At 61.0% G+C, this 17,563-nt stretch carries 20 protein-coding genes; 5 read left to right on the forward strand and 15 right to left on the reverse strand.

The window, feature by feature from the left end; all coding sequences use genetic code 11:
* Together AADA04_RS09275 and AADA04_RS09280 are read left to right on the forward strand one after the other, a co-directional pair.
* Positions 1–1,150, forward strand: a 1,150-nt coding sequence (locus AADA04_RS09275; RefSeq protein ID WP_340692977.1) for an ATP-binding cassette domain-containing protein, incomplete at its 5' end; no start/stop codon positions are given.
* Positions 1,151–1,214: 64 nt separating this feature from the next.
* Positions 1,215–1,700 (forward strand): hypothetical protein, encoded by a 486-nt coding sequence (locus tag AADA04_RS09280; RefSeq protein ID WP_340692978.1) that lies wholly within the window; start codon positions 1,215–1,217, stop codon positions 1,698–1,700.
* Here AADA04_RS09280 and AADA04_RS09285 read toward each other — a convergent pair.
* The 4 genes from AADA04_RS09285 to AADA04_RS09300 form a co-directional block, all read right to left on the reverse strand.
* Positions 1,697–3,295: a peptide chain release factor 3 gene (locus AADA04_RS09285; protein WP_340692979.1), complete on the reverse strand. Its 1,599-nt coding sequence runs from the start codon at positions 3,293–3,295 to the stop codon at positions 1,697–1,699. The genes AADA04_RS09280 and AADA04_RS09285 overlap by 4 nt on opposite strands.
* A gap of 94 nt (positions 3,296–3,389) precedes the next feature.
* Positions 3,390–3,791 (reverse strand): hypothetical protein, encoded by a 402-nt coding sequence (locus AADA04_RS09290; protein WP_340692980.1) that lies wholly within the window; start codon positions 3,789–3,791, stop codon positions 3,390–3,392.
* A 73-nt stretch (positions 3,792–3,864) separates the two neighbouring features.
* On the reverse strand, positions 3,865–4,206 hold the full coding sequence (locus AADA04_RS09295) for a DUF1491 family protein (protein WP_340692981.1): 342 nt from the start codon (positions 4,204–4,206) through the stop codon (positions 3,865–3,867).
* Positions 4,207–4,253: 47 nt separating this feature from the next.
* A complete protein-coding gene (locus AADA04_RS09300; protein WP_340692982.1) occupies positions 4,254–5,867 on the reverse strand; it encodes a HAMP domain-containing sensor histidine kinase in 1,614 nt (537 codons plus the stop codon).
* Positions 5,868–6,016: 149 nt separating this feature from the next.
* On the opposite strand from AADA04_RS09300, the gene AADA04_RS09305 reads away from it, so the two are divergent.
* Positions 6,017–6,994 carry a hypothetical protein gene (locus tag AADA04_RS09305; protein WP_340692983.1) on the forward strand — a complete coding sequence of 326 codons (978 nt, stop codon included), beginning with the start codon at positions 6,017–6,019 and terminating at the stop codon, positions 6,992–6,994.
* Positions 6,995–7,090: 96 nt separating this feature from the next.
* Here AADA04_RS09305 and AADA04_RS09310 read toward each other — a convergent pair whose 3' ends face one another.
* Entirely contained in the window at positions 7,091–7,984 is an 894-nt protein-coding gene (locus AADA04_RS09310) for a LysR family transcriptional regulator (RefSeq protein ID WP_340692984.1), read from the reverse strand.
* Positions 7,985–8,082: 98 nt separating this feature from the next.
* Between AADA04_RS09310 and AADA04_RS09315 the strand changes: the two genes are divergently transcribed.
* Both AADA04_RS09315 and AADA04_RS09320 read left to right on the forward strand, forming a co-directional pair.
* Entirely contained in the window at positions 8,083–8,580 is a 498-nt protein-coding gene (locus AADA04_RS09315) for a lactoylglutathione lyase family protein (protein ID WP_340692985.1), read from the forward strand.
* A 79-nt stretch (positions 8,581–8,659) separates the two neighbouring features.
* Positions 8,660–9,097 carry a SufE family protein gene (locus AADA04_RS09320; RefSeq protein ID WP_340692986.1) on the forward strand — a complete coding sequence of 146 codons (438 nt, stop codon included), beginning with the start codon at positions 8,660–8,662 and terminating at the stop codon, positions 9,095–9,097.
* Between the two features lie 10 nt (positions 9,098–9,107).
* Here the strand turns inward: AADA04_RS09320 and AADA04_RS09325 are convergent, their stop codons facing one another.
* From AADA04_RS09325 to AADA04_RS09370, 10 genes are all read right to left on the reverse strand, one after another.
* The gene (locus AADA04_RS09325) at positions 9,108–9,452 is read right to left on the reverse strand and encodes a helix-turn-helix domain-containing protein (RefSeq protein WP_340692987.1); all 345 of its coding nucleotides are present in this window, start codon (positions 9,450–9,452) and stop codon (positions 9,108–9,110) included.
* Between the two features lie 102 nt (positions 9,453–9,554).
* The gene (locus AADA04_RS09330; protein WP_340692988.1) at positions 9,555–10,055 is read right to left on the reverse strand and encodes a PAS domain-containing protein; all 501 of its coding nucleotides are present in this window, start codon (positions 10,053–10,055) and stop codon (positions 9,555–9,557) included.
* A gap of 143 nt (positions 10,056–10,198) precedes the next feature.
* A complete protein-coding gene (locus AADA04_RS09335) occupies positions 10,199–10,615 on the reverse strand; it encodes a MucR family transcriptional regulator (protein ID WP_340692989.1) in 417 nt (138 codons plus the stop codon).
* A gap of 134 nt (positions 10,616–10,749) precedes the next feature.
* Positions 10,750–12,498, reverse strand: a complete 1,749-nt coding sequence (locus tag AADA04_RS09340; RefSeq protein WP_340692990.1) for a Na(+)/H(+) antiporter subunit D — start codon at positions 12,496–12,498, stop codon at positions 10,750–10,752.
* Positions 12,498–12,935 (reverse strand): hypothetical protein, encoded by a 438-nt coding sequence (locus AADA04_RS09345; protein WP_340692991.1) that lies wholly within the window; start codon positions 12,933–12,935, stop codon positions 12,498–12,500. The genes AADA04_RS09340 and AADA04_RS09345 overlap by 1 nt, the downstream gene beginning before the upstream one ends.
* Positions 12,932–14,440, reverse strand: a complete 1,509-nt coding sequence (locus AADA04_RS09350; protein ID WP_340692992.1) for a proton-conducting transporter membrane subunit — start codon at positions 14,438–14,440, stop codon at positions 12,932–12,934. The genes AADA04_RS09345 and AADA04_RS09350 overlap by 4 nt, the downstream gene beginning before the upstream one ends.
* On the reverse strand, positions 14,437–15,969 hold the full coding sequence (locus tag AADA04_RS09355; RefSeq protein ID WP_340692993.1) for a monovalent cation/H+ antiporter subunit D family protein: 1,533 nt from the start codon (positions 15,967–15,969) through the stop codon (positions 14,437–14,439). Before AADA04_RS09355 ends, AADA04_RS09350 begins: the two co-directional genes overlap by 4 nt.
* Entirely contained in the window at positions 15,966–16,481 is a 516-nt protein-coding gene (locus AADA04_RS09360; RefSeq protein WP_340692994.1) for a cation:proton antiporter subunit C, read from the reverse strand. The genes AADA04_RS09355 and AADA04_RS09360 overlap by 4 nt, the downstream gene beginning before the upstream one ends.
* Before the next feature lie 3 nt (positions 16,482–16,484).
* The gene (locus AADA04_RS09365) at positions 16,485–16,937 is read right to left on the reverse strand and encodes a Na(+)/H(+) antiporter subunit B (protein ID WP_340692995.1); all 453 of its coding nucleotides are present in this window, start codon (positions 16,935–16,937) and stop codon (positions 16,485–16,487) included.
* Positions 16,934–17,548: a DUF4040 domain-containing protein gene (locus tag AADA04_RS09370; RefSeq protein ID WP_340692996.1), complete on the reverse strand. Its 615-nt coding sequence runs from the start codon at positions 17,546–17,548 to the stop codon at positions 16,934–16,936. Before AADA04_RS09370 ends, AADA04_RS09365 begins: the two co-directional genes overlap by 4 nt.
* Between the last annotated feature and the right edge of the window lie 15 nt (positions 17,549–17,563).

Below are 17,563 nucleotides of genomic sequence, written 5' to 3' on the forward strand. Positions count from 1 at the left end.
GCTGAAAGACGAGCATCGCTGGCTAGCGCGCGGCGTGACCGGACGGCGCAAGCGCAACCAGGGCCGCCTCGCCAGGCTGCACGACATGCGCGCGACCCATGGTGCCATGCGCGCGGCGCTGAACGACCGCAAGACCACCGCCGAGTTCAGCGCGGGCGTTGGCGACTCAATGAGCAAGAAAGTGATCGAGGTCAAAGGCCTGTCGAAAACATTCGATACGCCGAACGGACCGCTGGTGATCGCGAAAGACCTGTCGCTGAAAATCCTGCGCGGCGACCGGATCGGCATTATCGGGCCGAACGGCGCGGGCAAGACGACGCTGGTGCGCCTGTTGCTCGGCGAGACTGAGCCCGACGAAGGCACCGTTCGCCACGGCAAGACGCTGGACGTGACCTATATGGACCAGACACGCGACACGCTGAATCCGAAAGACACGATCTGGGAGGCGCTGGCGCCATCTGGTGGAGACTCGCTGATGGTGCAGGGCCAGCAGCGCCATATCGCCTCCTATGCCAAGGACTTCCTGTTCAAGCCGGAACAGCTGCGCCAGCCTGTCGGGGCATTGTCGGGCGGCGAGCGCAATCGGCTGGCACTGGCCATCGGGCTTGCAAAGCCCTCCACGCTCCTGGTCATGGATGAACCGACCAACGACCTGGACCTGCAGACGCTCGAACTGCTGGAAGACATGCTGCTGAATTATGAGGGCACGCTCCTGCTGGTCAGCCACGACCGGGCCTTCCTCGATTCATCGGTGACGAGCTGTCTTTGCCCGCTGGGCGACGGCAAATGGGTGCAGACGGCAGGCGGCTGGACTGACGCGCAGGAGCAGCTCGCAAATATACGCCGCCACGATGAATCCGATGCGCGCGCCGGCAAGACGAAAGCGGCTGACGCGCCCAAGGCCAAGCCGCAGAAAAAGCTCTCCTTCAAGGACGCCCATCGCCAGAAAGAGATCGATGAATTGATCCCCAAACTGAAGGCCGAAGTGGCCGCGCTGGAAAAAGCGCTGGCCGACCCCGCCCTCTATTCCCGCGATCCGGAAGCCTTCAATGCCAAGTCTGCCCGCATCGCCGCGGCGCGGGCGGAAGCCGAAGCAGCCGAGATGGAATGGCTGGAAATCGAGGAAAAGCGCGAGGCGCTGGCAGTCTGAACGTAAAAGCTTCCTTAACCGGCGCAACCTAGATTCCGGGGCTGGATATATGGGAGTTCAGCCAATGCGCCCTTCATGGATGCTTGCAATTGCCGCCTGCCTGGTGGCGCCTGCCTTCGCTGACGCGCCGATGTCGCTGAAGGCCGATGCCGTGGCGACGCCTGCGCCAGTCGGCCAAGAGCCGGGCCTGTACCGCTTTGGAGCGACCTATAGCGTGATACCGTCCGAAGATGCGCTGAGCTGCCAGACGGCTTGTGCAGATGACGCAGTCTGCCTGGCCTGGAGCTTTGTCTCTGCAGCAGGCGATGCTGACGCCTGGTGCGAACTGAAGCGCAGCGGCGGTCGGATTGAACACAATCCGATGGCGACGTCGGGCTTCTCGCCGCGCCATGAAGCGATCTTCATGCCGGTCGCGGTCGAGCCAGCCGAAGAGCTTCTGGGTGACGAGAGTACGTCAGACGCAGACCACACCAAGGCAATCACGGTCGAGATCGAGACAGTCGAGACCGATGGCCCGACCGACCTGACCGAACCGCAAACCGAAGACTAGAGCGAGCGCTCTTTCGTCGCCGTGAAGCGGATCGACGGGTTCTTCTCCTGCGCGTAGCCGACATCCCAGGCGTTCTTCGCCAGATAGACCGGTGCGCCGTCGAGATCTGTTCCTGAAGCCGACTTGTTGCGCTCCATGAATTCCTCAAGCTTGGCCGGATCATCGCACGCCATCCAGCGCGCCACATTGTATGGCGCCGGTTCAAACACGACTTCCAGATTGTATTCGGCTGCAACGCGTTCGATCATGACTTCGAATTGCAGCTGGCCGACCGCGCCGACGATCATGTCGGAGCCGATAGCAGGCTTGAACAATTGCGTGACGCCTTCCTCGGCCAGGCTTTCGAGCGCCTTGCGCAAGTGCTTGGCCTTCATCGGGTCTTTCACCCGGGCGCGGCGCAGGAGTTCCGGCGCGAAGTTCGGAATACCAGCGAACTGGATTTCGCCGCTTTCCGACAGGCTGTCGCCAACGCGCAGCTGGCCATGGTTGGGCACGCCGATGACATCGCCCGCATAGGCCGTCTCGGCGATCTCGCGGTCCTGTGCGAGGAACATCAGCGGATTGTGGATATTGAGCTGCTTGCCGCTGGCGCTCTTCAGGCGCATGCCGCGCTTGAACTCACCCGAGCATAGCCGAAGGAAGGCGACACGGTCGCGGTGGTTCGGGTCCATGTTCGCCTGGATCTTGAAGACGAAGCCCGAGACATCCGGATCGGACGGTTTGACTTCGATGGAAGCGCCCTTGCGTTCCGCCTTCTGAACGCGCGGGGGCGGCGCATAGTCACGCAGCGTGTTGAGCAGTTCGGCAACCCCGAAATGGCGCAGGGCCGATCCGAACACGACCGGCGTCATGTTGCCCGCCTTGAAGGCCTCCTCGTCGAATACCGGGAGAAGGCTGGTGACCATTTCCACACCCTCGATCAACTCCGCATACACATGATCATCAAGCTTGCCGATCAGGGCTTCGTCGCTACCGGGGATGCGGGTGGCCGGGCCGATATGCGGCGGCTCGCCCGGGCGGCGGTCGAACTGGCAGAACTCGCCGGTCCTGAGGACTTTCATGCCGGCGAAACGCTGGCCGGATGCGGCCGGCCAATAGAGCGGCGCCGTGTCGAGCTGGAGCTTGTCCTGCACCTCGTCGAGAAGCTCGATCGGTTCCAGTGCCTCGCGGTCCATCTTGTTGATGAAGGTGATGATCGGAATGTCGCGCATGCGACAGACCTCGAACAGTTTGAGCGTCTGCGGCTCGATGCCCTTGGCGGCGTCGAGCACCATGACGGCGCAGTCTGCCGCCGTCAGCGTGCGATAGGTGTCTTCGGAAAAGTCTTCGTGGCCTGGCGTATCGAGCAGGTTGAAGACGAGGTCGCTGTATTCGAATGTCATCACCGAGGCCGACACCGAGATGCCGCGATCGCGCTCGATCTTCATCCAGTCAGATCGTGTCCGCCGCTGGGCACCGCGCGCCGCGACCTCGCCCGCCGCACGGATGGCGCCGCCTGCGAGAAGGATGTTTTCCGTGAGGGTGGTTTTACCGGCATCCGGGTGGGAAATGATGGCAAAGGTGCGCCGACGCGCGGCTTCCGCAATATGGGACATGGAGGTTCCGGACAAATTTGGTTTCAGCTGCCAGCCCCTAGCCGATTTGGGCAAAGGAAAGAAGGGGTGCTGATGTATTGGCCGCGCAAACGCCTCAGGCGGCGAGTGGCCAGATTTCGGCGATGTCGGGCGGCGTGCCTTCCTTTTCGGCGCGCTGCTTCAACGTGCGGAGGATGGCTTCCGGCAGGATGGTCAGGCGCGGCTCGGCAACGGTGTCACCCAGGGTCGGGAACAGCGCTGCATTCGCACCGGTTTTTGCGATGATCAGTGAGCCGAGGTCCTGGATCAGGACCGTATCGATGGGGATGTTCTCGCGCACATGGTCGGCGACAACGCGCGTGACGAAGTCCAGCGCATCGCGTGCCCGCATGCCGTAGGGATCGCCGCAGCCGAGGCTTTTCCAGCGCTTTGAAAGGTGGATCTCCGGGATGTCTATCTCGGCGATCGTGTCGTTGAGCAAGAACAGCATGCCTGCGCCCCCGGGCAGTGGATTCATCCGAAAGCTGCCTTGCACGGGTTAACAGGCGGTTTACCTGCGAGAGCGCAACAGGAAATCGACGCGGGCCCGCCTAGTCTGTCTCGACATCTTCTGTGATGAAATGGCGCCCTTGCTTGTCTTCGATCTCGACAACCCACAGGTCGCTGTCGCGCTCCCGCGCGCGTTTGACATAGGCATCGACGCTAGCCTCGTCCGGGCCGACGCCCTGAGCGGTGAGATCGCGAAAGATGCGTTCGCCTTCAAGATTGGTGCTGGGCGTGTAGGCCGCCGCGGTGCCATCAAGACGCGACACCTTGATCAAGGTATCGCCGCGCGATGCGTCGCCCTTCTGGACCACGAACGCGGAGGCGCCAGCGACTTCGGCGCTGCGGATGAGGGCTTCAACCCATAGTTTGGACGGCAGACGAACCATGAGGGGACCCTTGCTTGTTTTCGCGGGAGCGGCAAGCCGCGTTCAGGCTATTCGGCGGCGTCTTCGAGCGGCGTTACATCCGTCATGTCGGCGAGCGGAAGGGTCACTTCGGCGCGGGTGCCCTTGCCAGGCCGGGACCGCAGGGTCAGCTGGCCGCCGTGCAGCTCGGCAAAGCTGCGAACTACAGCCAGGCCGAGCCCCGTACCGGCGCGGCCGCGTGAATTGCCGCCCTGCGCGAACGGCTCTGTGACGCGCTTGAGATCGTCCTCGGACATGCCGGCACCCTTGTCGATAACGCTGAGCACAGCCGCGCCGCCGGCCTCGAATGCATCCAGCGTGACGGTGCCGCCACGGTCGGAATACTTGATCGCGTTCGACACCAGGTTCTGCCAGATCTGACGCACGGCGCGCGCATCGGCCTCGGCCCAGACCTCGCTGTCAGACTTGATCTTGAGTTTCACTCCGGCGCGTTCGGCCTGGTTGTCGAGCTGGCGAATGATCGACTGGGCGGACGCAATAAGATCGACAGGCTCCGGCTCGAGGCGCTGGCGGTCCGCATTCGCCTTGGCGAGGTCAAGAATGTCGTCGACGAGCAGGAGCAGGTCCTGACCGCTTTCGTGGATGATGCCCGGATAGTCGGCATAGGCCTCCGGAAGCGGCCCGCGGATCTGGGCCCGCATCATGTCGGCATAGCCGAGAATGGCATTGAGCGGCGTTTTGAGGTCGTGGCCCAGCGATGCGAAGAACGCGGTACGATCCTGCAACTGGGCAGCCGCAGCCTCGAGCGCCGCAGACGTTTCCGCAGCCTGGCGCTGTGACGCACTGATATCGTGCAGCAGGAGATGCGTACCTGTGGCACCGGCTTCGGCGGTAAAGGCCGCAAGGCGACCGTCAGCGAGTCTTATCTCACCCTGCGCGCGGCCCGTGTCTGGACGCAGGCCCGACAGGTCAGCGTCGGGTTCGAACAGGTTCACCAGAGATGCGCCGGCTTTGGCGGCAACCAGCCCGAGTGTATCGCCCGAAAGGCTCCGCACCCGCCCCTCGGGTGTAATGTCCAGCAACAGAAGACCGGACGATGCAGGCAGGACGGGCGTCGGCGCGGCGGGTACCGGTTCGACCTGAACGCTCTCTTCGGTGGCGGCGGTGCGCGCGCCGTACTGGTCCTGCACAAGCACCCAGACCAGCAGCCCGGCAAGCACGAGCCCGGCAAAGGCGACCGCGACCGTCAGCGGCAGGTAATCGACCGCTCCCAAAGGCAGGAGTTCGAAACGCCCCATCACAAGCACCGCGAAATAGGCGACGACGCCGAAGATGGCCGCTTCGGCGGCCATGTCAGTGTTTTCCAGGTTCAACGCCACCAGCGGTGCCAGCACGAACAGGATCGTCAATGGCGAGGATGCCCCGCCGGTCAGCGCGACTCCGAGCACGGCCAGCAGTGTCCAGCAGATGACCAATAGCGGTGATGCAACGGAGGGAACGACCCTGTCCGCCCGAATGAAAACAAGGCCCACGACAGCAGGCAGAATCGCTATCACAACGCCGCTCGCAAGCGCTGCGATTCCGATTCCCCTGATCGCAGCAATCAGCGCAGCGGCCGCAATCAGGGCCAGCCACGTTAGATTAACGAACTGTAATCGCTTTTGCATCACGCGGGGGGACATATTAACATCCCATAGATATTCCTTAGGCATTCTCGCCCCCGTACCCATCAGTTGCTGTATTTGTAATGTTATCGACAGGCAAGGTGAGGTTCCCCAAGTGGGGAAGATGAGGCAAGACTATCGCGTGTCGCGTGAGGGAGAATGATACGATGAAATCCATCAGAATGATTGGGGCAGCAATTGTCGGGCTCGGGCTCGCTGCTGGCGTAACTGCCCAAGGAAGCGATCCGATTTCGGATACAGCGGCTGTGTACGCCACGTACCAGTCGGACGTTACCGATGTAAAAGACAAGCCGCTGACGTCGGCGGGCGATATCGACCACGCGCTCAACTCGCTGGGCGGGCACAATCCGGACCAGCTGTCCAAGGGCTGGATCGCTTATTCTGCGCTCATTGCATCGCAGAATCCGGAATACCGCGCCGCCATTCACGACATTGAGAGCTTCTATGGACGCGACGTGTTCGAAAACGGCATGCGCAATGACGTGCGTTATGCCCGTTCCCTGCAAGGCGGCGACAATGCTGTGAGTTCAGCCCTGACGGCGACGGAAGCCGACAGCCGCCGACTGAACAGCGCAGCGGCCTATGTGAAGGAACAAGCCTATTCATTGCAGGCGTCCGGTTGGGCGAAAGCCAAGATCGGTAATTCTGGCAACAAGGCAAGGAAGCTGGATTCCAGCCAGGCGACCGGCATTCCCGCGAAACTTGGATTGCTGTCCGCCATGAACGCCAAGGATATCGACTCCGTGCTCGTTCAGGCTGGCAGTTCCGGCGCGCCATCGCTTTGGGACAATGTCTCCGGCGCAGCCAGCGCCATCCGCTTCCCGGCCGCCATGACATCCGGCCTGACGGGCAACCGCAAGCGGGTGAAATTCGGCAAGGAACCGGTCGCTGACCAGATCGCCACACTGGCCGCCTATCGTGTACTGGGTGCCAGCACCGAGAAAAACGCCAGCCAGATCAACGCCGCAATGGCCGAACGTGAGACAAAGGGCTGCCTCAACATGGCAAACCTGAATCTCCAGCAGTGCGTGGCCGCCGCCAACCAGCAGTATGAAGTACCATTCTGCATCGGCGAACACGCCCTCTCAGACGTCGGCAAGTGCATTGGCAGCGTCTACCAGTAGGCCTGCCGCACAATCCTGAATTCAAAACCCCCGGTACCTGTCGCGGCGCCGGGGGTTTTCTTTTTTACGGATTTCGCAGCCGCAGACATCAATCCGTTAATCAGCCAGTTCTTTCACGACATCCCGCGTCAATTCCGCAAGGCGCTCAAGTCGCGCACTTAAGGGCCGACCGCGCCGAAAGACCAGCCACAGCTCGTGGTACTTGCGCTTGGCCAGCGATGCGATGGCAAGATCGGCCTTACCAGAATAGGCATCGACGCCACTGCGCGGCAGTAGCGTATATCCAATTCCCTGTGCGACCGGCGCAGGGATCTGACTGATCTGGTTCACGTAGGTTCGCACCCGAAGCCGATCAGCGCCTGAAAAAGATCCTGTGAAGTTCAGCGAAAACAGTTCGTCCGCGTATGAATACCCGTCGGGATGAGCGACGAAGCCCCGCGTTTCAAGTTGATCAAACGTGACCATCTCAGTCTGCGTTCCAGCCGGGAGGACCAGACACAACTCCTCCTTTCCCAAATACTCTGCATCAAGCCGCGGATGAGCAGGGTCTTGACCGATGACACCCAGATCAAAACGGCCCTCAAGAACACCCGCCAGAACGGCGGCCTGGGGGGCTGCCTCCAGATGAACCGCCAGTTCCGGCGCGTCCTGCATCATGGCCAGCATGCGCGGATAAAGCAGCATGGCGAAACTGCCCGAGCAGGCGATGGACGCACGCCCGGCTTTCGGATCATCGGCTTCGATCAACTCACGCAGGCGACGCTCTTCTTCTCGTCTGGCCCGGCCAATGGCCAACACTGCCTCGCCCGCCGGCGTCAGCGAGAAGCTCTTGCCCTGCTGGGCAATAAGTGACTGTCCGACCTGATGTTCGAGTTTACGCAGGTGTTGGGAAACGCCCGGCTGGGTCATGCTCAGGCGTTCGGCGGTATGGGTAAAGTGCCCCGTCTCGCAAAGTACGGTGAACGTTTCCAACCAGCTGGCGTTGAGCATTATCATTACAATTCATTATTTTTATTATATTGAATGATAATTTCATATCCGCACACCGATGTCTATTTTCTAATCCTGACAGATTGAAAGGACATCACATGAAACCCACGCCCCGCAGCTTTTCGCATATTGGCCTATCCGTTCCGGACTTGGACGCCGCCGTAAAATTCTATTCCGAAATTCTCGGATTCTACGTCATCATGGAACCAAGCAAAATCGTCGAGGATGACAGCGCCATTGGCCAGATGTGCACCGATGTGTTCGGTAGCGGCTGGAAGCATTTGCGCATCGCGCACTTGTCCACTGCGGACAGGATTGGCATCGAACTATTTGAATTCGAAGGCAATTCAGCGCCTGAAGACAACCTCAAATTCCGGCAGCACGGCACGTTTCACTTCGCAATCCAGGACCCCGATCTGGAAGGATTGCTGGGGAAGATCATCGCGGCCGGTGGCAAACAACGCATGCCGGTGCGCGAATACTTCCCCGGCGAAAAGCCGTATCGGATGGTCTATGTCGAGGACCCGTTCGGTATCGTGTTCGAACTCTACAGCCACAGCTATGAATTGACCTATTCGGCCGGCGCCTATTCCTAACCTCTCGCCGTATTCGATTCGCCCCTGCTCTACGCTGAGCGGTGTCATGCGGGGGCACCCTCTTTCCTTTTGTGCGGCGATGCCCCATTTCAAGCGCATGAGCATCGAAACGGCAGCAGCCGACATACGCGAAGAGTTTTCCTGGCTTGAAGACTGGGAAGCGCGCTATGCGCACATCATCGATCTGGGCAAAGCTAACCCGCCCCTGTCAGACGAAGAGAAAACCGAGGAGACGCGCGTGCGCGGCTGCACATCGCAGGTCTGGATGGTGACTCATTTCGAAGACGACCGCCTGATCGTACGCGCGGAATCAGATGCCATGATCGTGTCAGGCCTGATCGGGATTCTGATACGCCTTTATTCCGGCGCGCGCCTGTCAGAGGTCGAAGCCTTTGACGCCAAAGCCCTGCTGAACGATATCGGCGTGACCGGCGCCCTGACAGCGCAGCGATCGAACGGCCTCGCCGCCATGCTCGAGCGCATCCGACACGATGCCCGTCAGGCACTCTCGGCTTGACCCTGCCGCGTCAGGCCACGGCTGGCGCCCTGCTCATCATCACGACGCTGGACAGGCCCATCGACAATTGCTCGAGCCAGTCGTCGAAGTCCCGGTCATCTCGCTTGTCTTCCACGAGGTGGCAGGCATAGGCGACTGTCGAACGATCCCGGCCGAAAGAACGCGCGATCCGCGCATGGCTCATGCCGAGCGCTACATGCGTGAGATAGATCGCGATGTGCCGGGCCCGCGCCTCTATGGGGCGGCCACGCTCGGACGAAAGCAGGGTCTCCGCCTTCAAGCCAAGCGCATAGGCTGTCAGCGCAGCAGCCAGATAAGCGCGGTCTTCGTCTTTCTGTGGATCGAATTTCGCCATCACTGTCTCCTTCTGGTCTGGCAGGTAGAAGACTACCCGGCTTCAGAAGGTGTAGGATAACTTTCCTATGCCATCAAGGTGGCATCAAGCGTTGCGGGCGAATCAGGCCGCTGCGCGAGGGGAAGAAGCGTGGACAGCGTCGGATTGGCCGCCATTTGGAACAACGAGCCGACGGCTGGGCAGCAGTTCGTCGTGGCACAGGACCATGGTCAGGTGACCGCTGGAATCCATCAGGGGAAGCCGCAGCCAGGCATGCATGCCGTCTGTCTGTTCGATGACGCCGCCCACCGGCGCGCGGCGCTCCAAGGCGACCGACAAGCCGAGTGAAAAGGCATCGCCGTGCTCGCCGATCACCTCTGCGACGCGACGTCCACGTGCTTCCATGCCGAAGATGTCACGCAAGCGCGATCCGGCAATCCGGAACCGGCCATCGCCCGCCTCGTCAAACTGAACGATGGATATGCTGGCAAGCATGCTGCGCAGCGCACCCGGATCGATCGCGTCACGCGGAACGCAACCCGCCCGGTCGCGAAGCCGCTTCCAGTAATCTATGAGTGCCTGTTGGGCGACGGTGACGCCCTGAAATACCGTTTGTTTCGACATCGTGTGCACCCCCAGGTGATTCGACAGAATCACCTATCGCGCGAGTAGAGTCCGGGATCAAGAGTCGTCGACACATAATCTTAACATGTCTTACCAGAATATTTCATTCCGGAGGCGCAACGAACAGTATTCGTTCGCAACAACTAAGCCTTGTCGCCTTTGCCCAGTCCCATCTTCTTTGCGAGCATTGAACGATGCTTGGAATAGCCCGGCGCAACCATCGGATAATCGGACGGCAAATTCCATTTTTCCCGGTATTCGTCGGGCGACATGTCATATTTCGTCCGCAGGTGACGCTTCAGCGACTTGAACTTCTTGCCGTCCTCCAGGCACACGAGGAAGTCCTCACCAAGCGACCGTTTCACAGAAACGGCTGGCTTGGGCCGCGACTCCTCGGTATCCGCGTTGCCCAACCCCGCCAATGAGGCGTGCACATTGCGGATGAGGTCCGGCAGCTCGGCCGACTCCACGGCATTGTTTCCAACATAGGCCGCGACGATCTCACTGGCGAATGCGATGAGCGCGCCCTCGTGGGGCGCAGTCTTTGTAACTTCGGGCATTAACTTAGCTCCCCAGGAATACTCTATTCCGGGGTAACTGAAGAAGAAAATGTGTAAATACTAAAAAGACAGTCTGTCCGCGCCAAAGTTGCCTGCCTTTACAACAATTCGACACGAAAACGGACGCCGTGACTTCAGCCTACTGTGATGAATGCCAGTAACAGGACGAGGCCAAGCAATGCTGCCGTCCAGATTGCCATCGCCCCGGTGAGGCCGCCGCGGGCCAGCTCGCCGCGCGGACTGAACGCCGCTTCGATCCTGTCATAGGCTCGCCCGGTGAGGCCGAAGAACACGGCGGTCATCGCCGGGCCGACTTTCCCCCACACGGTTCCAGCCCACTGCGCCATGCCGAAACCGACCTTGCGATAGAGCCAGTCGGTGTCGAGGATCGTGCCGGGCTTCTCCGGCGGATAGACGCCGAACCGCTTGAGCAGGACGAAGGCAAAGGTTGCGAGCACCAGCAATTGCAGCTGTGTCAGGATGTGATCGAAGGTGAATGGCTGATAGTTCATCGCCTCTTCGCGGTAAGGCAGCAGGTTGTAGAGCCATTCGTAGCCAAGGCCGGGAATGACCGCCGGCAGGCCGATGGCGATGCTGATGAAAGCCGCCATGCCCATGGCGAGCAACATGTTGAAAGGCGCTTCCTTCACGCGCTTGCCGCTGTCGTGGCCGAAGAAGGCAAAATAAGGGATCTTGATCCCGGAGTGCTCGAGCACACCAGCCGAAGCGAACATCAGCATGAGCCAGATAATCGGCAGGCCGGCATGCGCCACAGCGCTGAGGATCATGGATTTCGTCACGAAGGCCGAGAAGAGTGGCATGGCCGAGATCGAGATGGCCCCGACGAGGCAGAAAATCGTGGTCCACGGCATCGAGCGGTAGAGCCCGCCAAGCTCACTCGCCTTGGTCGTGCCCGTGCGATAGAGGACCGCGCCCATGGACATGAACAAGAGGCCCTTGAACATGATGTCGGCAAAGGCGTGAGCCACCGCGCCGTTCAGGGCAAGCGGCGTACCGACGCCGATGGCGCAGATCATGAAGCCGATCTGGTTGTTCGTGGAATAGGCGAGCACCTTGCGCAGGTCGTTCTCGATCACGGCGAAGAAGACCGGGAAACAGGTCATCACGGCACCGATCCAGATCAGCGAGTCCTGACCGGGGAACATGCGGGCAAACGCGTACACCGCAAGCTTGGTGGTAAAGGCTGACAGAACGACCGCCCCGACAACCGAGGCTTTCGGATAGGAATCCTGTAGCCAGTTATGCAGGAAGGGGAACGCCGCCTTGATACCGAAGGCGATGAAGATCAACAGCGCGCCAGGCGCAGCCAGGTCTTCGAACACTTGCAGCCCGATATTGCCAGTGTCGTGATAGACATAAGCGATGCCCGCCAGCAGCAAGACGCCCGACAGGATCTGAACGCCGAGATAGCGCATGGAGGCGAAATAGGACGCGCGCGTCCCTGCCCCAAGCACCATGAAGACGGATGTGACCGCCGTGATTTCCCAGAAGATGAACAGGGTCATCAAGTCGCCGCAGAAGGCCGCTGCAATCGCCGCGCCGCCATAGGCGAGCGCCATGCCGTCCTGCACCCTGTCGTCCGTGTGCCAGGCGTAGATGGCATTGAGCAGGGCCGCGATCAGGAATGCCAGACCGAAGACGAAATTGAGACCGTCGACACGATAGAGAACCAGGTCGAGCCCCAGGACGCTCGCCGTGAGGTGGTTCACGTTCTGGTCGGCCAGCGCGAGCAATGCGATGCCAACAAGCGGCGCACCAATGGCAATGCTCTGACGGATGCGGCGCATGGGCAGGAAGATGGCCACGATGCCTGCAAGGATCAGCAACCAGCCGGGGTTCAGAGCGGTCAGGAAGGCGGGCATTACTCGTCTCCCTCATAGGTCGGATGTGCGTCAGCGGGCCCTTGCGGCCTGTCCGGGTCGACATCGGCCGGCGGTCCGCCAGCATCACCATAATAATTTTCGCCCCGGCGCAGCAGGTTGCCGAGCGGCCAGCCCATCAGGACGACGAACGAGAACGCTGCAAAGCCATACAAGCCGTAGAAGCCGGTCGAGTTGGCAAACGTGAAATAGTCATGCCGGCTCACGAACAGGTCGAGCACGATCAGGAACGCACCGAGCAGGCCGAGCCCCCAGAACATGATCGCGCCGATATGTTTTGTTTCGGTCCAGCCGAACAGTATCTTTGCCATCGGGTGCACGCCTTCGTCGGAGACGGTGTGGAGATCGTGCGCCTTTTCAGCGGCGCGCTTGAGGAAGCGTCCCGTCGTATCGCGGGTTTCGGGCGTGTCATTGCTCATGGCTGGCCTCCGGTCACAATCGCGGCCGCGCTACCGCCCATGGATGGCGCAAGGAAGTCGGCGAGCGGTCCGACCAGGAAGAAAAGGATGATACATAGCGCCGCCGTGAATACGGGGGCAGCAACCGTCAGGGCCGGAGCACCGCCGGGGCGTTTGAAAGCTCGAGGTTCGCCGGCCCCGGGTGGCGGCATCAGGGCCAGGATGGGTATCGGCAGGAGATACGCAATGTTCAGCAGCGACGAGCCGATCAGCACCCACGGCACATAGCTGTCCCCGCCATTGATGGCGCCCTGCATCAGTTCATATTTCGCCCAGCTGCCCGCCATCGGCGGAATGCCGATGATCGACAGGGACGCGATGAAGAATGCAATGAAGACCATCGGCATCCGGCGGCCAAGGCCGCGCATGTCGGAAATATTGGTGGCCCCGGAGGCCACATAGATCGCGCCGGCGCACATGAAGAGCGTCATCTTGCCAACAGCGTGTGCGGCGATCTGGATGCTGCCGCCGAGGAAACCGGCTTCGTTGGCCAGCATTGCACCCGCCGTAACATAGGCCAGCTGAGCGATGGTTGAATAGGCGAGCCGGGCCTTGAGATTGTCCTTCGTCATGGCGACGAGCGAGGCGACGATGATGGTGAAACAGGCGACCCCGAGCACAAAGTCGCGACCGGGCGTCGCATTCAGCAAGTCCTCGCCGAAAATGAAAATCGACACTTTCATCACGGTGAAGACACCCGCCTTCACAACGGCCACGGCGTGCAGCAGGGCCGACACGGGCGTCGGCGCCACCATGGCGTTCGGCAGCCAGAAGTGAACCGGCATCAGTGCCGCCTTGCCGATACCGAAGGCAAAAAGCAGCAGAAGGGCCGTCGATACGGCCGGGCTGATGTCCACTCCGGCGAGCAGGCCGCCGGGCACGAAGTCGAGATTCTGGCCCGCGAGCGTCCATGTCCACATCAAGGCGGTCAGGAACAGGCCGATGGACGTGCCAAGCAGTGTCAGCAGGTAGATGCGCCCGCCGCGCTTGGCAGCCGCGTCGCCCTTATGGGCCACGAGCGGATAGGTCGACAGGGTCAGCACTTCGTAGAAGACGAACAGCGTGAACAGGTTGCCCGACATGGCAACGCCGATGGCACCGAAGATGGCAATGGCGAAGCAGATGTAGAAGCGCGTCTGGTTGCGCTCGCGATTGCCGCGCATATAGCCGATCGAATAGAAGGAATTGACGATCCAGAGACCACTGGCGACCAGGGCGAACAAAGCGCCAAGTGGTTCGAGCTTGAACGTGAAGGACAGGCCGGGCGCCGCTGCGCCGAGGTCCAGGGACGGCACCTCGCCGTTCGAAACCGCCACTGCCAGCGCAATCACCACGCCGAACAGGATGACCGATCCCACGATGGTCACGCCTTCGCGGATATTCGGGAAGCTCCCGGCGGCCGCGATGCCGGCGGCAATCAGCAACGGGATGCAAAGGGCGGCGAGAATCAGCATGTCAGGACTCATCGGAACATCTCCGGCCCAAACGCGGCCAGCGCGGCATCACGCGCGAGGCCGAGCGGGATCTCTGTCGTGATCCCGAAATAGATATTCGCAAGCGCAAGTATCCAGAGAGGGACGAGCAACACGATCGGCGCTTCCTTGCGGGTCTTGCGCGGGTTCACAGGCGGCTGGAAGAAGACGGCCTCAAGGATCCGTCCGACATAGATCACAGCCAGGAAGCTCGAGAACACAACCAGGATCACGGCCCACCACCATCCATGCTCGAACAGGGCATAGCCCAGCTGGAGCTTGGACTGGAAGCCTGCCGTCAGCGGCACGCCGATCAGTGACAGGCCAGCGATCGCAAAGGCGGTCATGGTCCATGGCGCCGAACGCCCAAGTCCCGCGAAATCGCGGATGTTCGTACCCTTGTAGGTCAGCACGACGCCGGCAACGGCCATGAACAAGGCTCCCTTGATCATGGCGTGGTTGAGCAGGTGGAACAGGCCTGCACTCAGGCCTGCAACCGTGCCGACCGAGATACCAAGGATCATGTAGCCAACTTGCGCGACAGACGAATAGGCCAGCACACGGCGAACATCCGTCTGGAATACGGCCTGGAAACTGCACGCGATCATGGCCGCGATCCCGAGCGGCATCAGCATGGCGTTGAACGCGGCGTGTTCGAAGGCAAAGCGCGGGCTGAAGACCGTGAACAGGAACCGGATCAGCGCGTAGAGTGCCACCTTGGTCGCCGTCGCCGAGAGAAACATGGTGACGAAGCTGGGGCTGTAGGAATAGGCATTCGGCAGCCATTGGTGCAGCGGCCACATGGCCGCCTTGAGGCCCAGGCCGACAACGATGAACGCGAATCCGGCCTGCACCGTGCGGCTGCCCGTCAGGTCTGGCAGTTTCGAGGCGATATCAGCCATGTTCAGCGTACCGGTGGCGGCATAGAGGAAGCCGACGCCGATGATGAAGAATGTCGCGCCGATCGTGCCCATGACGAGGTAGTTGAAGGCGGCGTGCAGGGCGCGACGGTCGCGCGAGGCACCCAGCGCGACCAATACATAGGTCGAGAGCGAACTGACCTCGAGAAAGACGAACAGGTTGAACGCGTCACCCGTGATCGCGACGCCGCAAAGGCCCGCAAAACAGGCGAGAAAAGCCGAATAGAAGAGTGCAGTCTTTTCCTTGGGTATCTCGGCAAGCACCGTCGGGTAGGACATCACCGATGCCAGAACGCCAATCGCCGACACAAGGACGAGGATCATCGCATTCAGCGCATCGACGCGGAACTCAATGCCCAGCGGCGGCAACCAGTTGCCCATCGCATAACTGATCACGCCCGAAGACGAGGTCTGCACGATGCCCAGCAGGATCAGGGCAAAGACCAGCGAAGCCGCTGTTGCACCGATGCTGACAAACCAGGCAATGCGGCCGCTCGGCACCAGCGCCAGTACTGGCGCCAGCATCAGCGGCACCATGACCAGCAGGGGCGCAGCATGCGCCAGTGCCCAGTCGGGCACAGAACTCAACAGAAAATCGATCATGCGCCTGCCCCGTTAAGCCATTCGTCAATTTCGGCTTCCTGGGCCAGCGCAGTCTCAAGATCGATGTCACGCACCTCGTCGCCCTCGATCGTGCCGTAGGCTTCGCGGATACGCACGATGAGCGCCAAGCCGACAGACAGGGTCGCGACACCGACAACAATGGCCGTCAGCATCAGGACGTGCGGCAGCACATTGGAATAGGTGTTCACAAGCTCAACCGGCGCGCTCGCATTACCAAGCGCATGACCGCCCGGCACTGTCACAGCGTGATGCGCCGCTTCAGCGCCGTGACCACCGCCATGTTCAACCGCATCCGCTCCATACAGGATCGGCGCCGTGCCGCCCGCCACCTTGCCGAGCGTCACATAGAACAAGCAGACCGATGTCTGGAACAGCGACAGGCCGACGATACGCTTGATGAGGTTACCGCTGGCAAACGTGATGTAGAGACCGATCATCATCAATCCGATGATCGCCCAATAGTTTGCCCGCTCGAGAAGGAATTCCAGCATTGCTTACCAGTCTTTGTCTCGGATTTCGGCGACGCGGCCCGCGAAGGCATAGAAGATCGTGAGCATGGCGCCCGCGACGCCGCAGAGGACGCCAAGTTCGATCAACAGAATGCCGACATGCTGGCCGTGATGTTCACCGGGCGGCTCGTGAAAGAGCGCCTGATATTCAAGGTAATTACCGCCTTGCAGCAGCGCCCAATAGCCCACGCCCGCATAGATTATCACCCCGATGGCGGCGAGCGAACGGGTGAAGACGGGAGGCACCGCCCGCATGGCCGCAGGCACACCGAAAACGAGCGCGTAAAGGATTACGCCAACCGCGATGATGATGCCCGCCTGGAAGCCGCCACCGGGCCCGAAATCGCCATGAAACTGCGTGTAGAACGCGAACATGATGATGACGGGCAGCAACATCTTTGAAACGACGCGAAGTATGACGTGATGATCATCGTTCACGAGGCATCCTCCTCTTTCTTCGCTGCCGGGGTCGATGGCTTGCCGCGTCCGGGCGACTTGCCTTCACGGCGAATCGATACCGCCAGGGAGCGCTCGCCAAAACCAAGCAACAGCGCCACAGCCAAGCCGGCCAGGAACACCACGGTGGTTTCGCCCAGCGTATCGAAGCCCCTGTAGCTGCCCAACACCGACGTAACGACGTTCGGGATGCCAGTGTCTGCCCAATTGATCTGCATTTGCTGAAGACCCACGCCGGTGTTGACCGGTGAGTTCGGGTCGCCAAGCGCTGGCAGGTCAACCGTCGCGTAAATCAGCATCACGCCTGTTGCCACAACGACGAGCAGCGGCCCGAGGCGCGCGAATTTCTTGTCCGGTTTCGCGGTACGAGACGTCAGCAGCATGGCACCGAGCAGCACCACGGTCGACATGCCTGCACCGACAGCCGCTTCTGTGAACGCAACGTCCACCGCGTCGACGACGACATACCAGGTCGCAGACACCAGCGAGTAGATGCCTGACAACATCACAATGGCAAACAGGCTGCGCAGGCGCGCGATCGCGATCGCAACAACAAACAGCACCGCGAGAAGCAGTATATTGACCAGGGCCATGCCGATATCGCCCTC

The sequence above is a fragment of the Hyphomonas sp. genome (assembly GCF_037969335.1).
In the GTDB taxonomy this organism is placed as follows: Bacteria; Pseudomonadota; Alphaproteobacteria; order Caulobacterales; family Hyphomonadaceae; genus Hyphomonas.

Coding starts and splice junctions, on each gene's coding strand:
- AADA04_RS09280 (WP_340692978.1), top strand. CDS start 1,215: ATGCGCCCTTCATGGATGCTTGCAATTGCCGCCTGCCTGGTGGCGCCT.
- AADA04_RS09285 (WP_340692979.1), bottom strand. CDS start 3,295: ATGTCCCATATTGCGGAAGCCGCGCGTCGGCGCACCTTTGCCATCATT.
- AADA04_RS09320 (WP_340692986.1), top strand. CDS start 8,660: ATGCCCCATTTCAAGCGCATGAGCATCGAAACGGCAGCAGCCGACATA.
- AADA04_RS09370 (WP_340692996.1), bottom strand. CDS start 17,548: ATGGCCCTGGTCAATATACTGCTTCTCGCGGTGCTGTTTGTTGTTGCG.
- AADA04_RS09350 (WP_340692992.1), bottom strand. CDS start 14,440: ATGAGTCCTGACATGCTGATTCTCGCCGCCCTTTGCATCCCGTTGCTG.
- AADA04_RS09335 (WP_340692989.1), bottom strand. CDS start 10,615: ATGCCCGAAGTTACAAAGACTGCGCCCCACGAGGGCGCGCTCATCGCA.
- AADA04_RS09345 (WP_340692991.1), bottom strand. CDS start 12,935: ATGAGCAATGACACGCCCGAAACCCGCGATACGACGGGACGCTTCCTC.
- AADA04_RS09340 (WP_340692990.1), bottom strand. CDS start 12,498: ATGCCCGCCTTCCTGACCGCTCTGAACCCCGGCTGGTTGCTGATCCTT.
- AADA04_RS09300 (WP_340692982.1), bottom strand. CDS start 5,867: ATGTCCCCCCGCGTGATGCAAAAGCGATTACAGTTCGTTAATCTAACG.
- AADA04_RS09355 (WP_340692993.1), bottom strand. CDS start 15,969: ATGATCGATTTTCTGTTGAGTTCTGTGCCCGACTGGGCACTGGCGCAT.
- AADA04_RS09305 (WP_340692983.1), top strand. CDS start 6,017: ATGAAATCCATCAGAATGATTGGGGCAGCAATTGTCGGGCTCGGGCTC.
- AADA04_RS09310 (WP_340692984.1), bottom strand. CDS start 7,984: ATGCTCAACGCCAGCTGGTTGGAAACGTTCACCGTACTTTGCGAGACG.
- AADA04_RS09315 (WP_340692985.1), top strand. CDS start 8,083: ATGAAACCCACGCCCCGCAGCTTTTCGCATATTGGCCTATCCGTTCCG.
- AADA04_RS09330 (WP_340692988.1), bottom strand. CDS start 10,055: ATGTCGAAACAAACGGTATTTCAGGGCGTCACCGTCGCCCAACAGGCA.
- AADA04_RS09360 (WP_340692994.1), bottom strand. CDS start 16,481: ATGCTGGAATTCCTTCTCGAGCGGGCAAACTATTGGGCGATCATCGGA.
- AADA04_RS09325 (WP_340692987.1), bottom strand. CDS start 9,452: ATGGCGAAATTCGATCCACAGAAAGACGAAGACCGCGCTTATCTGGCT.
- AADA04_RS09290 (WP_340692980.1), bottom strand. CDS start 3,791: ATGAATCCACTGCCCGGGGGCGCAGGCATGCTGTTCTTGCTCAACGAC.
- AADA04_RS09295 (WP_340692981.1), bottom strand. CDS start 4,206: ATGGTTCGTCTGCCGTCCAAACTATGGGTTGAAGCCCTCATCCGCAGC.